This window comes from Thermoanaerobacterium xylanolyticum LX-11, from assembly GCF_000189775.2.
GTDB lineage: Bacteria > Bacillota > Thermoanaerobacteria > Thermoanaerobacterales > Thermoanaerobacteraceae > Thermoanaerobacterium > Thermoanaerobacterium thermosulfurigenes.
This window is the reverse complement of sequence record NC_015555.1, coordinates 1,702,468-1,724,220: the sequence shown is the minus strand read 5'-3', so window position 1 is coordinate 1,724,220 and position 21,753 is coordinate 1,702,468. Positions and strand designations below refer to the sequence as shown.

The 21,753-nt window shown below is 34.0% G+C and carries 19 protein-coding genes; 16 read left to right on the top strand and 3 right to left on the bottom strand.

Annotation, left to right across the window (positions count from 1 at the left end):
* The first annotated feature begins 100 nt into the window (after positions 1–100).
* The 16 genes from THEXY_RS08535 (at position 101) to THEXY_RS08460 (ending at position 19,350) form a co-directional block, all read left to right on the top strand.
* On the top strand, positions 101–778 hold the full coding sequence (locus THEXY_RS08535; protein WP_013788440.1) for a 4Fe-4S double cluster binding domain-containing protein: 678 nt from the start codon (positions 101–103) through the stop codon (positions 776–778).
* A gap of 72 nt (positions 779–850) precedes the next feature.
* Complete coding sequence (locus tag THEXY_RS08530; protein ID WP_013788439.1) at positions 851–2,668, top strand: beta propeller repeat protein; 1,818 nt, start codon at positions 851–853, stop codon at positions 2,666–2,668.
* Positions 2,669–2,819: 151 nt separating this feature from the next.
* Complete coding sequence (locus tag THEXY_RS08525) at positions 2,820–3,830, top strand: LacI family DNA-binding transcriptional regulator (protein WP_013788437.1); 1,011 nt, start codon at positions 2,820–2,822, stop codon at positions 3,828–3,830.
* 59 nt (positions 3,831–3,889) lie between these two features.
* Positions 3,890–6,214, top strand: coding sequence for a kojibiose phosphorylase (locus THEXY_RS08520; RefSeq protein WP_013788436.1), 2,325 nt, complete (start codon positions 3,890–3,892; stop codon positions 6,212–6,214).
* A gap of 140 nt (positions 6,215–6,354) precedes the next feature.
* Complete coding sequence (locus tag THEXY_RS08515; protein ID WP_013788435.1) at positions 6,355–7,623, top strand: ABC transporter substrate-binding protein; 1,269 nt, start codon at positions 6,355–6,357, stop codon at positions 7,621–7,623.
* Between the two features lie 83 nt (positions 7,624–7,706).
* Entirely contained in the window at positions 7,707–8,606 is a 900-nt protein-coding gene (locus tag THEXY_RS08510; protein WP_013788434.1) for a carbohydrate ABC transporter permease, read from the top strand.
* A 13-nt stretch (positions 8,607–8,619) separates the two neighbouring features.
* On the top strand, positions 8,620–9,429 hold the full coding sequence (locus THEXY_RS08505) for a carbohydrate ABC transporter permease (protein WP_013788433.1): 810 nt from the start codon (positions 8,620–8,622) through the stop codon (positions 9,427–9,429).
* A gap of 102 nt (positions 9,430–9,531) precedes the next feature.
* Entirely contained in the window at positions 9,532–10,533 is a 1,002-nt protein-coding gene (locus THEXY_RS08500; RefSeq protein ID WP_041592105.1) for a LacI family DNA-binding transcriptional regulator, read from the top strand.
* A gap of 405 nt (positions 10,534–10,938) precedes the next feature.
* Positions 10,939–12,231 carry an ABC transporter substrate-binding protein gene (locus tag THEXY_RS08495; protein ID WP_013788431.1) on the top strand — a complete coding sequence of 431 codons (1,293 nt, stop codon included), beginning with the start codon at positions 10,939–10,941 and terminating at the stop codon, positions 12,229–12,231.
* 85 nt (positions 12,232–12,316) lie between these two features.
* Positions 12,317–13,192, top strand: coding sequence for a carbohydrate ABC transporter permease (locus THEXY_RS08490; RefSeq protein WP_013788430.1), 876 nt, complete (start codon positions 12,317–12,319; stop codon positions 13,190–13,192).
* Positions 13,192–14,037, top strand: coding sequence for a carbohydrate ABC transporter permease (locus THEXY_RS08485; protein WP_013788429.1), 846 nt, complete (start codon positions 13,192–13,194; stop codon positions 14,035–14,037). Before THEXY_RS08490 ends, THEXY_RS08485 begins: the two co-directional genes overlap by 1 nt.
* A 35-nt stretch (positions 14,038–14,072) precedes the next feature.
* Entirely contained in the window at positions 14,073–16,418 is a 2,346-nt protein-coding gene (locus THEXY_RS08480) for a glycoside hydrolase family 65 protein (RefSeq protein WP_013788428.1), read from the top strand.
* Positions 16,399–17,058, top strand: coding sequence for a beta-phosphoglucomutase (pgmB, locus tag THEXY_RS08475; RefSeq protein WP_013788427.1), 660 nt, complete (start codon positions 16,399–16,401; stop codon positions 17,056–17,058). The genes THEXY_RS08480 and pgmB overlap by 20 nt, the downstream gene beginning before the upstream one ends.
* Positions 17,059–17,124: 66 nt before the next feature.
* Positions 17,125–17,895, top strand: coding sequence for a polysaccharide deacetylase family protein (locus THEXY_RS08470; RefSeq protein ID WP_013788426.1), 771 nt, complete (start codon positions 17,125–17,127; stop codon positions 17,893–17,895).
* 237 nt (positions 17,896–18,132) lie between these two features.
* Positions 18,133–18,792 carry a single-stranded DNA-binding protein gene (locus THEXY_RS08465; protein WP_013788425.1) on the top strand — a complete coding sequence of 220 codons (660 nt, stop codon included), beginning with the start codon at positions 18,133–18,135 and terminating at the stop codon, positions 18,790–18,792.
* 30 nt (positions 18,793–18,822) lie between these two features.
* A complete protein-coding gene (locus THEXY_RS08460; protein WP_013788424.1) occupies positions 18,823–19,350 on the top strand; it encodes a cob(I)yrinic acid a,c-diamide adenosyltransferase in 528 nt (175 codons plus the stop codon).
* A 21-nt stretch (positions 19,351–19,371) separates the two neighbouring features.
* Here THEXY_RS08460 and dapD read toward each other — a convergent pair whose 3' ends face one another.
* From dapD to dapA, 3 genes are read right to left on the bottom strand one after another with little or no spacing between them, the layout of a single operon-like run.
* Positions 19,372–20,085, bottom strand: a complete 714-nt coding sequence (gene dapD, locus THEXY_RS08455) for a 2,3,4,5-tetrahydropyridine-2,6-dicarboxylate N-acetyltransferase (RefSeq protein ID WP_013788423.1) — start codon at positions 20,083–20,085, stop codon at positions 19,372–19,374.
* 6 nt (positions 20,086–20,091) lie between these two features.
* Entirely contained in the window at positions 20,092–20,847 is a 756-nt protein-coding gene (gene dapB, locus THEXY_RS08450) for a 4-hydroxy-tetrahydrodipicolinate reductase (protein WP_013788422.1), read from the bottom strand.
* 13 nt (positions 20,848–20,860) lie between these two features.
* Positions 20,861–21,742: a 4-hydroxy-tetrahydrodipicolinate synthase gene (gene dapA / locus THEXY_RS08445; RefSeq protein WP_013788421.1), complete on the bottom strand. Its 882-nt coding sequence runs from the start codon at positions 21,740–21,742 to the stop codon at positions 20,861–20,863.
* Positions 21,743–21,753: the final 11 nt, after the last annotated feature.

Sequence of the window (21,753 nt, the reverse complement as noted above, 5' to 3'; positions counted from 1 at the left end):
CCCATATCTAATTTTGCGTAAAAATATATGATTTATTCTTTTTTTACTTAACAACAATATGTTAAAATTATTTTGGAATAAAATTAAAAAGGTGATGTTAATGAACAAACAAATGATTATTTTAGAAAAAATTAAAGAATGGGGTGCATCGGATGTTGGATTCTCTTATCTTGGTGATGTGCTTCCTGAAAGTTTGCAAGATTTAAAATATGGTATAACTGTTTTAATAAAATTGTCGGATAGGATAATTAATGAAATTGATGATAAACCAACTTATACGTATTTTCATCACTACCGTTCTGTGAATACATTGATAGACCAAATTACATTGAAAACTATGCTTTTGCTAGAAGAATGGGGCTACAATGCATTAGCTGTACCTGCATCTCAGTCCATAAAAGAACTTGGAGAGTACAGAGGGTTATTTCAGCATAAAACTGCTGCAACAATGGCTGGATTAGGATGGATCGGGAAAAATGGGCTCTTGGTCACTGAAAAATATGGTCCAAGAGTAAGGTTAGGCACAGTATTGACTGATTTTAATTTAAATCCAGGTATTCCTGTTACTGAAAGCAGATGCGGTGATTGCAATTTATGCGTAACAAGTTGTCCAGCAATGGCACTGCACGGCAGATTGTGGAAAGTTGGAATGGATAGAAAGGAAATTGTTGATGCACATGCATGCAGTGAGTACATGAACAAAAATTTTAAACATATAGGACGAGGGTCTGTTTGCGGAATATGTATCAGGGTATGCCCATATGGTATCAAAATTTAATAATTTTTTTATAAAATCCTTTTAAATGTCTGCTAAAATTAATTTAGAAAGATAAAAAGGGGAGTCACGACTATGTGGCGATTATCGTATAGATTGGCAGTGTCATTTGTAATCTTAATATTTTTCTTAACTGGTTGTGGCATAAACAAAAATCAAGAAAATAGTATTAACGATACTACGTATAAAATCAATAGAAATGTTGAATTTAGCTATAATCTAAACAATGCGCCTAAATTTGGTCTTCAGGCGATTCACTTTATAAATGGGAAAGATGGATGGGCTGGTGGACAAGGGATTATTTTGTCTACAAATGATGGAGGTAAAAACTGGACAGTTGAACATACTGGTTCTTTTAATATAATAGGATTTGATTTTGTCAATTCTATTTATGGTTGGGCCATATCATCTGATAGATCTATTTTGAAGACGACAGATGGTGGTAAGACGTGGATTGAATTGCCTAAAATGAATGTGAATATTGAAAACATAAAGTTTGTAACGGTGAATAGAGGCTATGGTACACACGAAGGTAAACTTTATATCACTGACGACGGAGGACAGACGTGGGAAAGCATGAACACAAAAATAAAAATTGATTCTTATGATTTTGTTGATCAATACCATGGATTTGCGTCATACAATAATAGTATATATTATACAAGAGATGGTGGGATTTCTTGGAATTTTGTTTACAATCCATATTTGCAAGGACAATGGGCCGTAGAGATCTCTGCATTAGATGTAAACAATATATGGGCTATTTATAGGGGCAAATCCACATCGGCAGAGGAACAGCCATATCTTATTTTAAAAACTGCAGATGGTGGGAAGAATTGGACTGCTTTGGCTGAAGAAAAAAATTTTAGTAGTTTTTACGGTAGTCATAAAACAAATAATTTTTTAGGTTCATATTTAAGCTCTATAGATATTGTTGATAAAGAAACTGCTTTTACCATTGGGCTAAATCCGAAAAATGATAGTGATAAGATTTTGATATCGAGAACTACTGATGGGGGAAATACGTGGAGCAGTTATCCTGTTCCGCAATTTGATTTAGAAAGCATAATTGAAGGTCCTATTCCGATGACATTTGTAGATACTTACAATGGCTGGATTGCGTCAACGAAAAATGGCAACGGGCTAATATTAAGCACACTTGATGGGGGGCAAACGTGGCAGCAACAGTATCCTATAAGAAAGGACAATAATCAAAAAAATATTGAATATGTAAATCCAATTATTATAGATGCTTTGAAAGATATCGAAGGTAATGCAATAATTAAGATTTATGCTCCTACAGTTGTTCCTTTGCCAGAAGATAAAAAAAATATGTATATAACTGCTGTGCCTGAAATGGGAAAGTTTAACGACAGCTACAATGTTGATTTAATTATATCTGATAAACTATTAGATTTAAAAAATATAAAAATAGATCCGACCAATATTGATGCTAACGATATTTTGGGGGATTTTGGAGGCTTTCTTTTTGCCTCAGATATCGATGCGGAAAATTATGTAAATGCGATTCAGCAGAATAATGGTTTTATAGTCGATGAACAGAGTCAAAAACTTAATTATAAAGATTTTATATGGGGACAGGTTTATTATGGGAAGGGTAAGTACAGTGTGCAATGGAGAGAGGGCAGATGGACTGTTGAAGTTAATTCACCTGACAAGCCTCAGATCGATTTGGCAAAACAGATGGTAAAATACTTACAAAATTACAATTTGCCTGTTCCGCTAAACAAAGGCTTGATTGTTGTAAATGTATCTAAAAATAAAACTACAACTAATATTTACTGGACAAAGGAATCAAGTGTATACTATATAAATTACAATTTTAAACCTGTTGATGCATTACAGATGGCAGTATCGATGAGAGAGAATTGAAAAAACAAGTATTCCAATTGTTGAAAGGTAAATAAATGCTTTTGACAATTGGAATTTTATTAAAAAATTTTAGAAATGTTCACTTGACATGTAAAAAGAAATGGTATACAATAAAATTAAACCAAAACGTTTTGGAAAAGGTGGATATGTAATGGCAGTTACTATAAAAGATATTGCAAAATACGCGGGTGTTTCTGTAACTACGGTTTCCAGAGCTTTAAACGGATATCCGGATGTAAGCGAAGAAACAAGAGAAAAAATCAAGAAAATAGCTGAGGAATTAAACTATTCTCCTAATTCTATTGCAAGAGGATTAGTGACCAATAAGACTCACACGGTAGGTCTGGTTGTTTCAGAACTTATTAAACCGGGTGCCTACCATCCGTTTTTTCTGGAGATATTGGCAGGTATAAAGGCAGGTTTAAGAAAAGATAAATACGACCTTATATTGTATACGGTTGATCCAGCTTCACAAGATGTGACGCCTTATGAAAAATTATGCAATGACAGGAAAGTTGATGGCGCAATTGTGGAGGGTTTAAAATTAAGCGATCCGTATATAGAAGAGATAAAAAACACAGATATTCCAACTGTGCTGATAGATATTCCTATATTAAATGATAAAGTAGGCTATGTAAGTTCAGATAATGTGCAAGCTGCTTTTGAGGCAACAAGCTATTTAATAAAATTGGGGCATAAGAATATCGGCTTTATAAACGGACATAATGATGCTGCAGTGAGTTTTGAAAGATTGGAAGGATATAAAAAAGCACTTTATAAAAACAATATTCCTTATAAAGACGAATATGTTGTTTTTGATGATTTTACTCAAGATGGAGGATATAATTGTTTCAGAAAGATGATTTTTGAAAATCCTGAAATTACAGCGGTTTTTCACGCTTCGGATTTGATGGCTATAGGTTCATTAAAAGCTGCACAGGATCTTGGCATGCAGGTTCCGGAGGATATATCTATAGTTGGTTTTGATGACATTGAACTAGCATCATTAATAACTCCAGGTTTGACAACTGTACGACAGGAAAATTATAAAATAGGTTATATGGCAGCTAGACATCTTATATCAATAATTAAAGGCGAAAAACCGAGACATATCGTAGTACCCCATAGGCTTGCTATTAGACAATCTGCAAAAAAAATATAATTTTTTTTGCAATATTTCCAAAACGTTTCGGATGCATTTATTTGGCAGGAGGTATACATGTGGCTAAATATACATTTATTGACGATATAAATAAATTGTTAAGCGATGATAAATGGCTTATTTTGCAGGACAGATATGACAAAAAATTAAATCAAAGGTATGAAACAAATTTTACTCTTGCAAATGGATATATGGGAGTAAGAGGAAGTTTTGAAGAAGGCGCTGATGATGAGTGCCCAGGTAACTTTATTGCTGGAATTTTTGATAAGTCAGAAGCTCAAGTAAGGGAATTGGTCAATCTACAAAATTGGGTTGGCATAAAGATATACATTAATGGCAAAAATTTGAATCTTGATAAATGTGAAATTTTAGATTTTATCAGAATTTTAGATATGAAGCATGGAATCTTGTTTAGAGGCATTACAATAAAAGATGATTCCGGAATGATTACCCGTATAGAAGGGTACAGATTTTTAAGCAAACATAACGTTCATCGTGCTGCCATAAAGCTATTTATAACACCTGTGAATTATAGTGGTACCATTGCTGTAGAAAGCATAATTGATGGATCTGTGTTAAATTCAAAAGAAAATCCAGCACATAAAACAAAACATTTACGTGTTGTTGAAAATACTGACTTTGTCAATGGTGGTTGTTATCTTGAAACAGCCACAAGAGATGATGATGCAAGAATTGGAACAGGCTTCTATGTAAAAATTTATCGCAGCGATGATGGAGATAATATAGTGAAGCATAAAAGATTTGCTCCGTTAGGTGAAATATGTTCAGAATACTATGAATTTGAAGCAATTGAAAAGAAAACTGTTGAAGTAGACAAATTTGTTTCAACTTACACATCGAGGGATATATCTAAAGAAAAGATTAAAAGTGAAGTTGAGAAAGATGTTTACAATTTTGCCTCAGAGGGTATAGATAAAGAACTTTTAAAGCACATTGAAATATATGAAAAACTTTGGAAGGTTGCGGATATTAAGATAGATGGTGATGATGAGGCAGATAAAGCTTTGAGGTTTAATGTATTTCATTTGATGAGCTCCGTTAGCGAAAGTGATTCTAGGGTAAGCATTGCAGCAAAAGCTCTCCATGGCGAAGGATACAAAGGACATGTTTTTTGGGATACAGAAATATTTATGCTTCCATTTTTTATATATGTGTATCCAAATGCTGCTAAAACACTTCTTATGTATAGATACAATCTTTTAGATGCGGCAAGACAAAATGCCATACGAAATGGATATAAAGGCGCTCAATACCCATGGGAATCTGCTGACACAGGGAATGAGGAGACACCAAAATGGGGTGTTGATTATAAAGGTAATCCCGTGAGGATATGGACTGGAGATATAGAGTACCATATAACTGCTGATATTGCTTTCGCTGTTTTTGAGTACTACAGAGCTACAGATGACATAGATTTTATGCTTAAATGCGGCATCGAAATGATATTAGAAACTGCCAGATTTTGGGCATCAAGATGCGAATACAACGATTCGTTAGATAGGTATGAAATAAATGATGTGATTGGCCCTGATGAATTTCACGAACACGTAAATAATAATTCATATACTAATTTTCTGGCGCGGTGGAACATTCAAAAAGCAATTGAATTCATTGAGATTTTGAAAAAAGACTATCCATCAACATACGAAGTGTTGTCGTCTAAGATTTGTCTGACAGAAGATGAACTAAAAAGTTGGAAAAATATTATTACTAAGATTTATATACCGTTTGATAAAGAAAGAAAGATCTTAGAGCAATTTGAAGGTTATTTCAAAAGAAAAGATTACGTAATAGATAAGTTTGATGAAAATAATATGCCGTTATGGCCTGATGGTGTAGATGTTACAAAATTAAATGATACGCAACTTGTAAAACAAGCTGATGTAGTAATGCTTATGCTGTTATTAGGTGAAGAATTTGACGATGAGACGAAAAAGATTAACTACGAATACTATCAAAAGAGGACGATGCATAAATCTTCGTTAGGCCCCAGCATGTATTCTATTATGGGGTTAAAAGTTGGCGATTATAAAAATGCATATTATTCATTTTTAAGAAGTGCCAATGTTGACCTTGTAGATAATCAAGGCAACACGAAAGAGGGTCTCCATGCTGCTTCTGCTGGAGGTACATGGCAGGTTGCTGTATTTGGATTTGGCGGTTTGTACATTGACAAAGAAGGCGTTTTGAATATAAATCCATGGTTACCAGAAAAATGGCAGAAGCTATCGTATCAAATCTATTGGAAAGGCAATCTACTCCAAATCAATATTGCTAAAGATAGTGTTGACGTAAAAATTCTTGAAGGCAACGGAAGAAAGATAAAAGTAAAAATAAGAGGGAAAGATGTTGAAGTTAATTAGATTTATCATAGGCATAAACAGAAATTGCTGTTTTGCCTATAAAGATAAATAATAGAATAAGGGGGGATTCAGGATTACTTTAAATTGGTGAAAATTTAGTTTGCTTAAAATCATAATTTATTAAGAGAGGAGAAAATGAAATGGGTAAAAAATTTTTAAGCATTTTTGTCGTAACAATACTTTTGATAGCCACATTGCTTTCCGGATGTTCAACGAAGCAAAGCAATTCTTCCAATAACAATAATAAAACTAGTTCTGTGCAAAAACAAGATACTACTAAATCTGTAACTTTAAAACTTGGCATGTGGTCTTCTTCACCTGCTGAAACGAAAATTGTAAATGATCAGTTGGCTGCTTTCAAGCAAAAATATCCTAATATTAATGTACAAATTGAAACAATAGTAGGCGATTACATGCAAAAATTACAAACAGAAATTGCTGCAAATGTAGCACCGGACATTTTCTATCTTGATAGCATGCCTGCACCACAGCTTATGTCATCAGGTGTTTTAGAACCATTAGATGATTATATTAAGAAATACAATGTGGATGTAAATGATTTCGAACCATCGTTGCTTTCGGCATTTCAGTGGGAAGGAAAAACATACGGTCTTCCAAAGGATTATAACACATTAGCGCTATTCTATAATAAAGATATGTTTAATGCTGCAGGTATAAGTGAGCCTCCAAAGACATGGGATGAATTAAAAGCAGATGCACAGAAATTGACTAAGAATGGCGTGAAAGGCTTGGTTTTATCGTCAGACCTTGCAAGGTTCGAAGCTTTTATGCTTCAAAATGGTGGTTCAGTATATAAAGATGGAAAGGTGTCTTTAAATCTTCCAGAAAATGCTCAGGCACTTGACTTCTATACAGGGCTTATCACTAAGGATAAAGTAGCGGATACGCCACAAAATTTAGGTGGAGGATGGAATGGCGATGTATTTGCTGCTAAGAAAGCTGCAATGGCGATAGAAGGAGGATGGATGATACCATTCTTAAAAGACAAAGATCCAAACCTCAATTATGGAATAGCAGAACTTCCGGAAGGCAAACAAAAAGCAACATTAGCTTTTACTGTTGCTTATGTAATGAATAAAAACAGCAAGAATAAAGATGAAGCATTTAAATTATTAGAGTTTTTAACGGGAAAAGAAGGACAACAATTTGTTGTTGATTCAGGTCTTGCCCTTCCATCAAGGAAGTCTATGGAAGAAGGATTTAGGGCAAAATATCCAGATAGAGTGGCATTTATCGATGGTGCAGCTTATTCTTACCCATGGCAGTTTGGCCTTCTTGGAACAAAAGTATCTGATGCAGCAAATAAAGCTTCAGATTCGCTTATAATGAAGCAGGCAAATAATGCTCAAGAAGCACTTGATAATGCACAGAAGCAACTTGGACAATGATGCTATGCAGCACCTTTAAGGTGCTGCATAAAGATTTTGCTGTTTGGTGTTGCTATTAATGGATTGAAAGGAAGAGTCTCATTATGAAAGCTCATTCAATTTCAAAGAAAAAATATATAAATGAAACTATTTCGGGATACGCTTTTATGATGCCTTTTGTCATTTCTATTTCTGTATTTATTATTGGACCATTAATTTATGCATTTATAATAAGCTTTAAAGATTTTTCATACTTAAATCCTTCATCAAGCCACTGGGTAGGGTTTAAAAATTATATAGGATTGTTAAATGATCAAACATTTAAAAGAGCATTGCTTAACACAACGATATATTCATTGTTTGTGGTACCTACGCAATTATTTATAGCATTAATCCTTGCATTAGTCGTTGATTCAGACATTAAAGGAAAGACCTTTTTTAGAGTTGCGTATTATATACCTACTGTAACATCGACAGTTGCTGTGTCAGTCATTTTTTTGTATTTATTTAAAGCAGATGGTTTAGTCAACACAATTTTGTCAAAAGTCGGTATACATGGTCAAGCATGGTTTAACAATGTCAACTTTGCTTTGCCGTCAATCATGATGATGGCTATTTGGTCGTCGGTTGGAAATTATATGGTAATATTCTTGGCAGGACTTCAGGACATCCCCATGGAATTGTATGAGGCAGCAGAAGTGGATGGTGCAAATAAATTTCAAAGATTTATAAAAATTACTTTTCCATTGTTGAGACACGTTGTGTTCTTTAACCTTGTAGTCTCATTGATAGGTACTTTTCAAATCTTTGATCAGGCGTACGTTGTGTCAGGAGGAAGCGGAGGGCCACTTGACGCGACGATGACGGTGGTTCTTGACATATATAAAACAGGATTTAAAGATTTTAACATGGGATATGCATCAGCTATGGCTTTTGTATTATTTCTAATTATTTTGCTTTTGACATTATTGCAAAGATTATTATTTAGAGATGAAATGTATTAGGAGGTAATATATCATGTCTAAAATATTCAGATTTTTTCTTTATTCGGTAGCCATAGTCTATGCTGCAATAACGCTAGGACCATTTATTTGGTCTATAATAACTTCGCTTAAACCTACAAGTGAAATAGATAGTTTAAGAGTCAATTTAAAGAATTTAACGTTTGGCAATTATAACATGATTGTAAGTCAGTTTCCATTTCTGAGGTGGTTCTTTAATAGTTTGATTGTTGCTATCGCAGTTACATTTGGAAATTTATTGTTTAATTCAATGGCTGGATACGCTCTTGCCAGAATTAATTTTGCAGGACGTAATTTCCTATTCATTATTGTGTTGGCGCTTATGATGGTGCCTGGACAGGTTGTAATGGTGCCGACGTATATTTTATTAAGCAAATTAGGATGGGTGAATACTTATTGGGGGCTTACTATACCGTTTTTAACCAGCAGTTTTGGCATATTTTTAATGAGACAGTTCTTTTTATCTATTCCGAAAGAGATGGAAGAAGCTGCAACGATAGATGGATTGTCTAGATTTAGGATTTTTCTGCAAATAGTTTTACCATTGTCGAAGCCTGCTCTTACAACACAGTTTATATTCATGTTTACAGGCAATTGGAATAGTTTTTTGTGGCCAAGTCTTTTGACGTCCAGTGATAATATGTACACACTGCCGGTTGGATTAAATTCATTCTACGGACAGTATTATCAATTTTGGAATCAAGTTATGGCAGGCGCTATACTTTTGACGTTGCCGATGATACTTATATTTCTTGTATTCCAAAAACAATTTGTCAAAGGGATTTCTACAACAGGTCTTAAATGATTTGTATTGCTGTTTTAAAATTAATGTGATATAATTGTAAGCGGTTACTGTTTTATATGCATTATGACTCTAAGTTAATTGCGAAGGGAATGTGTGGTCTGTATGGCAAATATAGATGATGTAGCAAAACTGGCGAACGTTTCAACAGCGACTGTTTCAAGAGTTTTTAATAATAGTCCATACGTCAGCGAAAGGGCAAGGGAAAGTGTATTAAAAGCGGCAAAAGAGCTTGGCTATGAGCCAAGCATATTAGCTCGCAGTTTGGCCATGAAGAAGACAAACACTATAGGGTTAATAGTTCCTGACATATCTAATCCGTATTATAGTGAAGTTGTTCGCGGAATAGAAGATGTATGCAATATATATAAGTACAATATAATTCTTTGCAATGCCGATAACTCCCGAGATAAAGAAATACAGTACATTGATATGTTGAAAAGCAGATGGGTGGATGGAATAATATTCCATAGCGATTATTTTTCGGATGAAATATATGATATTTTCAAAGATAGAAAAATACCGTTAGTATTAGCTGGAAGAGCGACGAATTATGATGTGCCGTATGTAGTAATAGACAATAAAAAAGCTGCTTATGACGCTACAAAATATTTGATATCGCAAGGTCACAAAAAAATAGGTGTCATCCATGGCGATTTGAACGGTATGAAAGAAACTGTTGATAGTGTTGATAGGCTTTACGGATTTCTCGATGCTATGAAAGAAGCTGGTCTTAAAGTATATGATGAGTTGATAAAAGAAAGTAATTTTAAAGCAAAAGGTGGCTATATAGCTGCAAAAGAAATGCTAAAAGGTGGTGTTAAACCAGATGCTATCTTTGTCTTCAGTGATGTAATGGCTATGGGTGCTATCAATGCTGTTTTTGACGCTGGTTTAAAATGCCCGGAAGATGTTTCTATAATAGGATTTGATAATCTCGATTTGGCAGAGGTGACAAGGCCAGCTTTAACTACTGTTGCGCAGCCCATGTACGATATTGGTGCTGTTGCAGCTCGCATGTTGATAAAGATAATAGACAATAAAAAGATATCTGAAAAGAGAGTTATTTTAAAGCACAGATTGATTATTCGTCAGTCCTGCATTTAAAGAAATGCACAAAAAAATTAAAAAAATAATTTAAAAGCTATTGATTATTTTTAAAAAAGATGTTACAATATATCTGTAAGCGGTTACAGATTGTGCTTATTGACAGTCTATTTTAGATTGGATGATATAAAAACTGTAGCTTTTATTTGTCGAGAAACTGTAAGCGGTTACAGTTATACTTTATTAAGCTTAAATTTGGTAAGTAATCAAGAAAAACACTAAAAATGTATTTTTTAATAAAATATTTGTTGCATCAATACTTGCTGAATTTAAGTTGAATTTTTGGTTTATGTATGGTAAGTGAAAGGTACTTATCTAGGAAAAACTAAAAGGGGGTGCTAGACAAAAAACTTCAATTGCAATTTTTTAATCATCATAAAATAAAAAAATAGGAGGAGCGTTTGTATGAAAAAAATATTGAGTTTATTAATTTCGACGATCTTAATAATTGCTTTAGTGACAGGATGTTCATCAAGCAATAACGGAAATAATAGCAAAACAAGTCAAAATGGAACACCTTCTAGTCAAAATAGCAAAATAACCATAACGGTGATGCAAAGCAAAACCGAAATACAGTCTGATCTTCAAACTATAATTGATGATTATAATAAATCACAAGATAAAGTAGAAGTAAAACTTTTAGGTACTTCAGGAGATAATTTTGCTACTGTATTACAATCGCAGTTTTCTGCGTCACCAGAAAAAGCACCTACGATATTTACTATTGCTGGACCAGATACTCCTAAATTTCAACCATATATGGCTGAAATAAAAGATTCAAAAGCTGCTGAAATGCTGGCAGATGGAGTAAAAGATGATGTTACTGTTGATGGTAAGTTATATGGTCTTCCTTCAGCGGTTGAAGGATATGGTTTGATTTACAATAAAAATTTATTTAAAGAAGCAAACATAGATCCTGCATCAATAACAAGCATCGATGCATTAGTAAATGCGTGTGAAAAATTGTCAAAATTAAATGGTGTTGTAAAACCTATTGCTTTTGCAAAAGAGACGTACTTCTCATTTATACATCCTTTTAACTGGGCTTTTGCAGTTGATCCAAATTACAAGACAGATATAGAGAAACTTGACAAAGGACAAATAACTATGAAAGACATACCGAGTGTAGTACAATGGATAAAAGATATGGATAAAATAAAACCATATACGAATAAGGCGCTTGATTCATACGATGATCAAGTGGCAGGATTTGCAAGCGGTAAATATGCTATGATACACCAAGGAGATTGGGTACAATCAGTTTTGGATCAAGATAAACCAAATTTTGAATATGGAATTATTCCATTCCCGACAGGTGGAAATACAAAATTAGCTGTTGGTACTGCTACTGCATGGCGTGTAAATAAATATGCAACACCAGAACAACAAAAAGCTGCAATTGAATTTTTGGATTGGTTGATTACAAGCGATAAAGGACAAGAATATTCTGCAGATACTTTGAAGTTTATTCCAGCATATAAAGGAGTAAAGGCTCCAAAGGCTCCACTGGCAGCGGAAGTTGCTCAGTATGTTGACAAAGGCCAAATTATTCCATGGGTGTACAACAATTATTTCCCTAACGGAATAGATGTTGATGGTTCTAATGTCATTCAAAAGTATTATGCTGGACTTATAAAAAATGACGATCAATTCTTATCAGAATTGACAAATGTTTGGGTTCAAGATGCTGGCAAGTAATTAGCTTATAGGACATACTTCTTTTGCACATGGGCGAGAAGTATGTCCTAATTTAAATCAATGTGTATACGATAGGAGTGAAAATATGAAAAAAAATAGCAATACAGTGACGTTTTGGCTATTTTTAATACCATCACTATTTATCTTTATAAATGTAGTAATAATTCCTTTTATATTAGGCATAATTTATTCTTTTACAGATTGGGATGGTTTTTCGTTTTTTGGTTCAAAATTTATAGCATTTAGCAACTATTTAAAGGTGTTTAGAGATCAGAATTTTTTAAGCGCATTTTTATTGACTTTTAAATATGCGATTATTATGGTGATAGTTTCAAATATAATTGGTTTCTCTTTAGCGCTTCTTGTTACAAGAAAAATGAAGACTAGAAACATTTTAAGATCGATTTTCTTTATGCCTAATTTAATAGGTGGCTTGATATTAGGATTTATATGGCAATTTATATTTACAAAACTGTTTGTTCAGTTGGGAACTGTGTTACACGCCTCAAATATATTCTTTAATTGGATAAATGATCCTAATATGGCCTTTTGGAGCATTGTGATTGTATCAGCATGGCAAATGTCAGGATACGTGATGATCATATACATTGCCGGGTTGGAAAGCATTAATCCAGACATAATCGAAGCATCTCTTATTGATGGTGCAGGACCTGTGAGAAGGCTATTTAACATCATACTACCACTTACTGTTCCTTCTTTTACCATAAGCCTTTTTATAACTTTGTCAAATTCATTTAAGCAATATGACACAAATTTATCGCTTACAAACGGCGGACCTTATGGTACGACAGAATTATTGACGATGAATATTGTGCAAACGGCATATAAGCACAATCAATATGCCATAGCTCAATCAAAAGCTGTTGTATTTTTTGTCGTAATCATGGTTATTACACTTGTACAGGTGTATTTAACAAAGAAAAGAGAGGTTGAGATGTGATGGAAAAAGCCAAGAAGAATATGACTATTTTAGAAATATTCGGTTGGGTATTGACACTATTTGTTATATTTCCTGTTTATATTATGATTATTAATTCTTTTAAAGATAGAAAAGAAATATTTACAAGTGAATTAAGTCTACCTAAGGCTTTAAATTTCACATATTATGTTCAAGCAATACAAAAGATGGACTTTTTGACTGCTTTAGGTAATTCTCTGTTTATTACAGTTACGAGTGTTGTGTTTATAATTGTATTGTCGTCAATGGCGGCATGGGTTCTTGAAAGAAATAAAACGACTATTTCCAATATTATATTTTATACATTGGTTGCGACAATGTTGATACCATTTCAATCTGTCATGATACCATTAGTGCAGTATTTAAGTAAATGGCAGATTCCGGGGACGAATTTTTCGCTGATTGATACGAGATATGGGCTTATTTTTATGAATATAGGCTTTGGCATAGGTATGTCTACATTTTTGTTTCATGGATTCATTAAAAATGTTCCGCTTGAAATGGAGGAAGCTGCAACAATTGATGGATGCAATAAATTTCAATTGTTTTGGAGAATAGTTTTTCCCAATCTTAAGCCTATTATTGTTACTGTAGCTATATTAAATGTTATATCACTTTGGAACGATTATTTGCTTCCGTCATTGGTTTTACGCAGTCCTAACCTTAGGACTATTCCGCTGTCGACGTTTTTCTTTTTTGGAGAGTTTACCATAGAGTGGAATTTGGCATTAGCAGGTTTAGTGCTGACGATAATACCGGTAATTATATTTTATCTGTTCTCACAGAAATACATTATTAAAGGTGTAATGGCTGGAGCAATAAAATAAGTTGTCGACTTTATTTAGAAAGCGTGGAGGTTCAGATGAAAAAATCAATATATCCTTATGATGCATGGAAAATAAGAGAAAGCAAATTCGACATAGAAACAAATTATCGAAATGAAACTATTTTTTCTTTAGGAAACGGTTATTTTGGTGTGAGGGGTACATTAGAAGAAGGTTACTCAGGCCCTAATGGCACATCGTTTAACGCAACATATATTAACGGATTTTATGAAATCTACGATATAAATTACGCAGAGGGTGGATATGGTTTTCCAAGTTACGGCGAAGCAATGGTAAATGTTGCTGATAGCAAAATTGTAAAATTGTTTGTAGATGATGAGCCATTTGACTTGTTAAAAGGCAACCTAATTGAATACGAAAGAATACTTGATATGAAGGAGGGTTTCACAGAAAGAAAGGTTGTTTGGGAGACTGAAAAAGGGAAAAAGCTGGAGATAACTGTAAAAAGATTAATTTCTTTTAAAAGGCAACATTTAGGTGTTATAGTTTTTAGATTTAGACCGTTAAACTTTAGTGGGAAGATAAAATTGATTTCCGAAGTTGATGGAAATATATATTACGGGAATGAGACAGATGACATGCGAGTAGGAAACAACATGAGAGGGAAAGTCGTAAATACCATTGACAGTCATATTGACGGATATATGGGATGGCTAATGCAAGCTACAAAAAGAAGTAAGCTAAAATACATTTGTTCTGTAAACCATGATGTAAAAACTGATTGCCATTATGAACTTAAAAATTACAAATCGGATGATAAAATAGGTTTTGAATTCTCTATTGATGCTGAAAAAGATAAAATTTTTCAGCTTGATAAGTTTGTTTCGTACTACACATCAAGAGAATGTTTAGAAGATAAGCTTGTTGATAGTTCGGTCCATGAGGTCATAAGTGCTAAATCGGATGGAGTAAATATCATCTTTAAGGAACAGTTTGATTATTTAAAAGAATTTTGGGCAGATGCAGATGTGGAAATAGATGGCGATATTTCTATGCAACAAGGCATAAGGTACAACGAATTTCAATTGCTTCAGTCTGTATCAAAAAATGATATTGCGAATATATGTGCAAAAGGTCTTACAGGTGAAGGTTATGAAGGACACTATTTTTGGGACTCTGATGTCTATATCATGCCATTTTTTCTCTACACAAAACCAGACATCGCTAAAAACTTTGTAATGTTTCGATACAATTTATTAGATGCGGCCAGAAAAAGGGCGAAGGAATTGGGATATAAAGGTGCCCTTTATCCCTGGAGGACGATAGATGGACCGGAATGTTCATCTTATTTTCCCGCTGGAACTGCTCAATATCACATAAACTCTGATATAGTTTTGGCTATAAAAAAATACGTTGATGCAACTTTAGATTACGAATTTTTGTACAAGTACGGTGCAGAAATTATTTTTGAAACTGCAAGACTTTGGATAAGCATAGGTGCATATATTCCTTTGAAAAATAATAAGTTTTGTTTGAATTGCGTAACAGGACCTGATGAATATACGGCATTGGTTGACAACAATGCGTATACAAACTATATGGCACAAATGAACTTAGAGTATGCATACTTTGTTGCCAAGGAGATGGCTAAAAAAGCTCCGGAATATTATGATAACATCAAAGAAAAGATTGGACTTACTGATGAAGAACTAAATGAATGGAATGACGCAGCACAGAACATGTATTTACCTTATTCGGGTGATTTTGGAATTATTCCACAAGATGATAGCTTTCTTTATAAAGAGAGATTAAATGCAAAGGATTTAGAAAGCGAAAAACCCTTGTTACTTCACAGACATTATCTAAATATATACAGATATCAGATATGTAAACAACCTGATGTACTATTGCTTATGTACCTAAGAAGAGAATTATTTAGCATTGATGAAATTAAAAGAAATTACGATTACTATGAGCCAATAACGACTCATGATTCATCGCTTTCACCAGCCATATTCAGCATTCTTGCAAATGAGATCGGATATTATGATAAAGCCTACGAATATTTTATGATGACGGCAAGAATGGATCTTGATGATTACAACGGGAATGTGAAAGATGGGATACACACTGCTTGCATGGCTGGTGCTTGGAGCGCAATCATAAGTGGATTTGGTGGAATGATGACATATCCTGATGGACTTCATTTTATGCCTAATATACCCAAAAGCTGGAAGTCATTATCGTACAACATTAGATATAAAAATTGTAAAATGCATGTAAGCATTACCCAAGAAAAAGCGTCATTTTCATTGATTAAAGGTGAGATGCTGAAAATTCACATTTACGATGAAGAAATAACGCTTTTGAAAGGCGACAAAGTTGAAAAAGAGGTGAAAAAAGTTGATAGACAAAAGTGTTAAGCATAAAGGCGTGATATTTGATTTAGATGGTGTGATTACGGATACTGCTGAATACCACTATTTGGCGTGGAAAAAGTTGGCTGATGAATTAAATGTATATTTTGACAGAGAAATAAATGAAAATTTGAAAGGTATTAGCAGAATTGAGTCGTTGGAGATAATTTTAAAGAAAAGCAATAATTTTTTTAGTGAAGAAGAAAAGTATTATTTGGCAGATAAAAAAAATGAATACTACAAAGAGATGATAAATAGAATGACACCTAAGGATTTACTTCCTGGTGTAGTAGACTTAATAAGAGAATTAAAAGATAGAGGAATAAAAATAGCTGTGGCTTCTGTAAGCAAAAATGCAAAAACCGTGCTTTCAAATCTTGGCCTCATTGAGACATTTGATTACATTGTGGATGCAGAAAAAATAAAAAATGGCAAACCAGATCCGGAAATTTTCTTAAACGCTGCCGCTGGAATTGACGTTGAACCTAAATTATGTATAGGAATAGAGGATTCTAAAGCTGGTATTGAAGCCATAAATAGGGCAGGAATGGTATCTATTGGAGTTGGCAATTATGAAACAGTGAAAGGGGCAGATATTGTCTTAAAGGACTTAAGCGATCCATTGCCAATATTAAACTTGCTATAAAATAGTAATAATAACCTCCCAAAGGAATAAATTTATTATAGATTCGTAGTTGGGAGGTTATTTTTTGTGAAACTATATTATATCAAAAAAAGCGTCATCATAAACTTGTTAGCGGTTTTTGTACTAGCATTTATATCTATTTTGTACACAAATTATGGTGTTCCACCTGTTATAAGTACATTATTAAATATAAATATGCAGCTTCCGATTTATAGCGTTGATATTCCTGACAAAAGGGTTGCTATATCGTTTGACGCATCATGGGGAAGTGATAAGACAGAAAGACTTTTGCAGATATTAAAAGATAAAAATGTAAAGGCCACGTTTTTTTTGACTGGGCTTTGGATTGATAAATATCCTGATCTTGTAAAAAAAATTTATGAAGAAGGTCATGATGTGGAAAACCACAGCAATACACATCCACACATGACGCAGTTAAGCGATTTAGAAATGACAAATGAGATAAAAGCTTGTGAGGAGAAACTTGTAAAGATCACTGGACAAAAGCCTTACTTATTTAGACCTCCATACGGCGACTACAACGATAAAGTCATTGAGACAGCAAAGAGTTTAGGATATTATACCATACAATGGGATGTAGATTCGCTTGATTGGAGAGGCCTTGACACCGAGGCGATAATAAATAGGGTATTGCCAAACGTTAAAAAAGGTTCCATCATCCTCTTTCACAATAATGGTCAATTTACACCTGAGGCGATACCGTACATTATTGATAAACTGAAAGAAAATGGATATCAAATAGTTCCTATAAGTCAGTTAATATATAAGGAAAATTACTATATTGATCATGAGGGCAGGCAACATAAAAAACAATAAAATTTTATTAAGTTATGCAATAATAATTGCAAAAAAATAAAATTAATGATATTATTTTGATAATGTTGAGAAAAATAATATCAATTTTTTTGCGATACTTTGTATTGAGGTTGGGTGGTTCAATGAAGTTTATTTATGTAAAACGATTAAATATTTTAATAAACCTGTCATAAATGCTCTTCTCTGTTAATATCTATATTTTAAGAAGATACACATGATGGAAGGGAGAGTAAACAGATGGCAGGTAATATATTGGGGAATAATATGGTTAATGTATCTGGTAAAATTGTAAGCGAATTGGAGTTTAGTCACGAGCTTTATGGGGAGCAGTTTTATAATTTTACGCTTGAAGTGCCAAGACTAAGTGACGCAAAAGATATGCTTCCGATTACTATTTCAAACAGACTATTTGAAGGCATAAATTTAACTCCAGGCACTAAAGTGAAAATAGAAGGACAACTTAGATCATACAATAGGCAATCGCCAAATGGTGGTAAAAATAGGCTGATATTGACTATTTTTGCAAGGGATATTATAGTCGTAGGTGATGATGAAAGCACTAAAAATCCTAATGAGATTTTTTTGGACGGATTTATATGTAAAGAGCCTGTTTATAGAACAACACCATTTGGGAGAGAAATATCAGATTTGCTTGTGGCTGTCAATAGACCATACAGCAAGTCAGACTATATTCCAGTAATCGCATGGGGAAGAAATGCCAGATTTTGCGAAAAGCTGAAAGTAGGCGATCGCATAAAATTGTGGGGAAGGGTACAAAGCAGAGAATATCAAAAAAAAGGAGATAATAACGAGATTATAACGAGAACAGCCTATGAAGTATCCATAACAAAAATGGAAAAAGTCAATAAAGAGGATTTGATTTTGACACAGCAATAGATATTTTACATACAAAAGGAGAGATTGTCGTTGAAAAACGGTTTGATTCAAATATACACAGGCGATGGGAAAGGCAAGACGACTGCTGCTATAGGCCTTGGCATAAGAGCTTTAGGCAGAGACTTTAAGGTATATATGGTTCAATTTTTAAAAGGGAGAGATACGGGAGAGCTTTATGTTTTAAAAAACATAGATAATTTCAAGGTTTTTAGATTTCAGTCAAGTGAAAAATTCTTCTTTCAGATGGATGAGAACGAAAAAAATGTACTTAGAGATGAGATGCATGAGGCTTATAAATTTATAGAAAATGTCATTAAAAATGAAGAGTGCGATATGCTTATATTAGATGAAATAATGGGGGTAATACAGAACAATATTTTTTCTGTGGAAGATGTGCTTAAACTCATGAAGGAAAAGCCAGATACAATGGAGATGATTTTAACAGGCAGAAATGCTCCTAAAGAGCTTATTGATAATGCAGATCTTGTGACAGAGATGAAGTTAGTTAAACATCCTTTTGAAAAAGGTATTTCTGCTAGATATGGAATAGAATTTTAAAACCCGGCTAAGCCGGGTTTTTTAACCTCTTAAATCGTCCAATAGTTTAGTTTTTTCTCTGGTCTTTTCGTCTTTGATTTTGACAATTTTAGCAGGGACGCCAGCTACGACGGTGTTTGGCGGTACGTCTTCTGTGACGACAGACCCTGCTGCTACAACAGCATCGTGACCAACTCTGACACCTTCTAGAAGGACGGCATTAGCTCCTATAAGCACATTATCTTCAACTATAACAGGTATACTGCTTGGTGGCTCCAGCACGCCTGCTATGACTGCACCAGCGCCAACATGGACATTTTTCCCGATTATTCCTCTTGCACCGATAACGGCATTCATGTCTATCATTGTATTTTCACCAATTTCAGCACCTATATTTATTATAGCACCCATCATGATTACTGCATTTTTTCCTATTTTTACTCTATCTCTTATGATAGCGCCTGGTTCGATACGGGCATTTAAGTCTTTTATATCAAGTAATGGTATTGCTGAATTTCGCCTATCGTATTCAAGGTGATAATCCTTAATCTTGTCTTTGTTTTCATCTAAAAGTTTTTTAACATCTTCTAATTCTCCCAAAATTATTTTAAAATTGTCAGTGCCAAAAACTTTAAATATCTTTTCGTCTACATCTATGTTTCCATTTATATAGGCTTTTACTGGTGTTGATTTTTTAGATTCCTTTATGAATTTTGCTATTTCATAAGGATTTGTCAATTCATCTTTTGAATTCAAAAGTCATCATCCTTTCTTGACAAGTGATTCCATGTCGTAAAGTCCAGGTTTTTGATTTATTAAAAACTTAGCTGCTAAAAGTGCGCCATTCCCAAATATTTCTCTCGATCTTGCAGAATGGCTGATTTTAATGATTTCGTCATGACCAGCGAAAATCACTTCATGTTCGCCTACTACGGTACCACCCCTTAACGCATGGATTCCTACTTCATTTTTATCTCGCTTATCTACATTTGAATGTCTTCCATACACATATTCCATTCTATCGCCTAAAACGCTGTTGATGGCATCTGCAATAAGCAAAGCTGTTCCGCTTGGCGAATCTTTTTTCATATTGTGGTGCATTTCAAGTATTTCTATGTCAAAATTATCACTTAAAACTTTTGCAGCTTCTTTGACTAAACTTATAAGTACATTGATGCCTAACGACATGTTAGCAGACCTAAACACGGGAATATGGTTAGATGCTTCTTTTAAAGAGTTAATTTCTTCTTCATCAAGCCCTGTTGTTGCAACGACAACAGGTAAATTTTTGATTACAGCGGCTTTTAACAATTGCGGCACAGCGGTGTGATATGAAAAATCTATCACTACATCGGCATCAACATCTACTTCATCAAGGCTTTTGTAGACGGGAAATCCGCATTGACACTGATTTTGATCGATTCCAGCAACAACTTCAAAGTCTTGATTCTGTGAAGCCATGCTTGCGATTACTTTGCCCATTTTTCCACAGCAACCATTTATTATCACTCTTATCATTAATACAGCCTCCTCATATCAGTCCAAATTCTTTTAACGTAGTTTTCAGTGCATTTAAATTCTTTTCGGACATATCGACTAAAGGAAGCCTCAATGGTCCGACATTGAAACCCATTAAATTCATTGCCGTCTTGACTGGAATTGGATTAGTTTCTATGAACATGACGCTATTTAAAGGATTTAATTCCAATTGCAACTTTCTTGCGGCTTCTATATCTCCATTCAAAAATAGCATTACCATTTCGTGTATTTTTTGAGGCACGATATTTGCGGTGACAGAAATTACACCTATGCCTCCTAATGAAAGTATCGGCACGACTTGATCATCGTTTCCTGAATATATTTCAAATTTATCGCCCATTATCCTGGCTATCTCAGCTATCTGAACTATATCGCTACTGGCCTCTTTTACACCAACAACATTGTCAACGTATTTGCATATTTCTAAGTATGTTTCTGGTTTCACGTTCATTCCTGTTCTACTTGGAACATTGTATATTATTATTGGCTTATCGACATTTTTGGCGATTTCCGTAAAATGTTTGACAAGTCCTGCTTGAGTAGTCTTATTGTAGTATGGTGTTATGACAAGCAGAGCATCAGCACCGACAGATGAAGCATATTTACTTAGTTCAATGCTGTGACGCGTATCATTGCTGCCAGTCCCAGCTATGACCGGGATGCGACCATTTACTTTATCAACTGCAAATTTAATTGTATCCATTCTTTCTTTATCTGTCATCGTTGACGATTCACCAGTTGTGCCACATATTATTATGGCATCTGTACCTTCTTTTATATGCCATTCTAAAAGTTCCTCTAACTTATTAAAATTAACTCCATCTTCAGTGAATGGGGTAACGAGGGCAACACCTGAACCTTTAAATACTGGCATTATTAACCATC

Coding starts and splice junctions, on each gene's coding strand:
- THEXY_RS08490 (WP_013788430.1), top strand. CDS start 12,317: ATGAAAAAAAATAGCAATACAGTGACGTTTTGGCTATTTTTAATACCA.
- dapA (WP_013788421.1), bottom strand. CDS start 21,742: ATGCCAGTATTTAAAGGTTCAGGTGTTGCCCTCGTTACCCCATTCACT.
- THEXY_RS08525 (WP_013788437.1), top strand. CDS start 2,820: ATGGCAGTTACTATAAAAGATATTGCAAAATACGCGGGTGTTTCTGTA.
- THEXY_RS08535 (WP_013788440.1), top strand. CDS start 101: ATGAACAAACAAATGATTATTTTAGAAAAAATTAAAGAATGGGGTGCA.
- THEXY_RS08465 (WP_013788425.1), top strand. CDS start 18,133: ATGGCAGGTAATATATTGGGGAATAATATGGTTAATGTATCTGGTAAA.
- THEXY_RS08515 (WP_013788435.1), top strand. CDS start 6,355: ATGGGTAAAAAATTTTTAAGCATTTTTGTCGTAACAATACTTTTGATA.
- THEXY_RS08500 (WP_041592105.1), top strand. CDS start 9,532: ATGGCAAATATAGATGATGTAGCAAAACTGGCGAACGTTTCAACAGCG.
- THEXY_RS08495 (WP_013788431.1), top strand. CDS start 10,939: ATGAAAAAAATATTGAGTTTATTAATTTCGACGATCTTAATAATTGCT.
- THEXY_RS08480 (WP_013788428.1), top strand. CDS start 14,073: ATGAAAAAATCAATATATCCTTATGATGCATGGAAAATAAGAGAAAGC.
- THEXY_RS08510 (WP_013788434.1), top strand. CDS start 7,707: ATGAAAGCTCATTCAATTTCAAAGAAAAAATATATAAATGAAACTATT.
- THEXY_RS08505 (WP_013788433.1), top strand. CDS start 8,620: ATGTCTAAAATATTCAGATTTTTTCTTTATTCGGTAGCCATAGTCTAT.
- THEXY_RS08485 (WP_013788429.1), top strand. CDS start 13,192: ATGGAAAAAGCCAAGAAGAATATGACTATTTTAGAAATATTCGGTTGG.
- dapB (WP_013788422.1), bottom strand. CDS start 20,847: ATGATAAGAGTGATAATAAATGGTTGCTGTGGAAAAATGGGCAAAGTA.
- THEXY_RS08530 (WP_013788439.1), top strand. CDS start 851: ATGTGGCGATTATCGTATAGATTGGCAGTGTCATTTGTAATCTTAATA.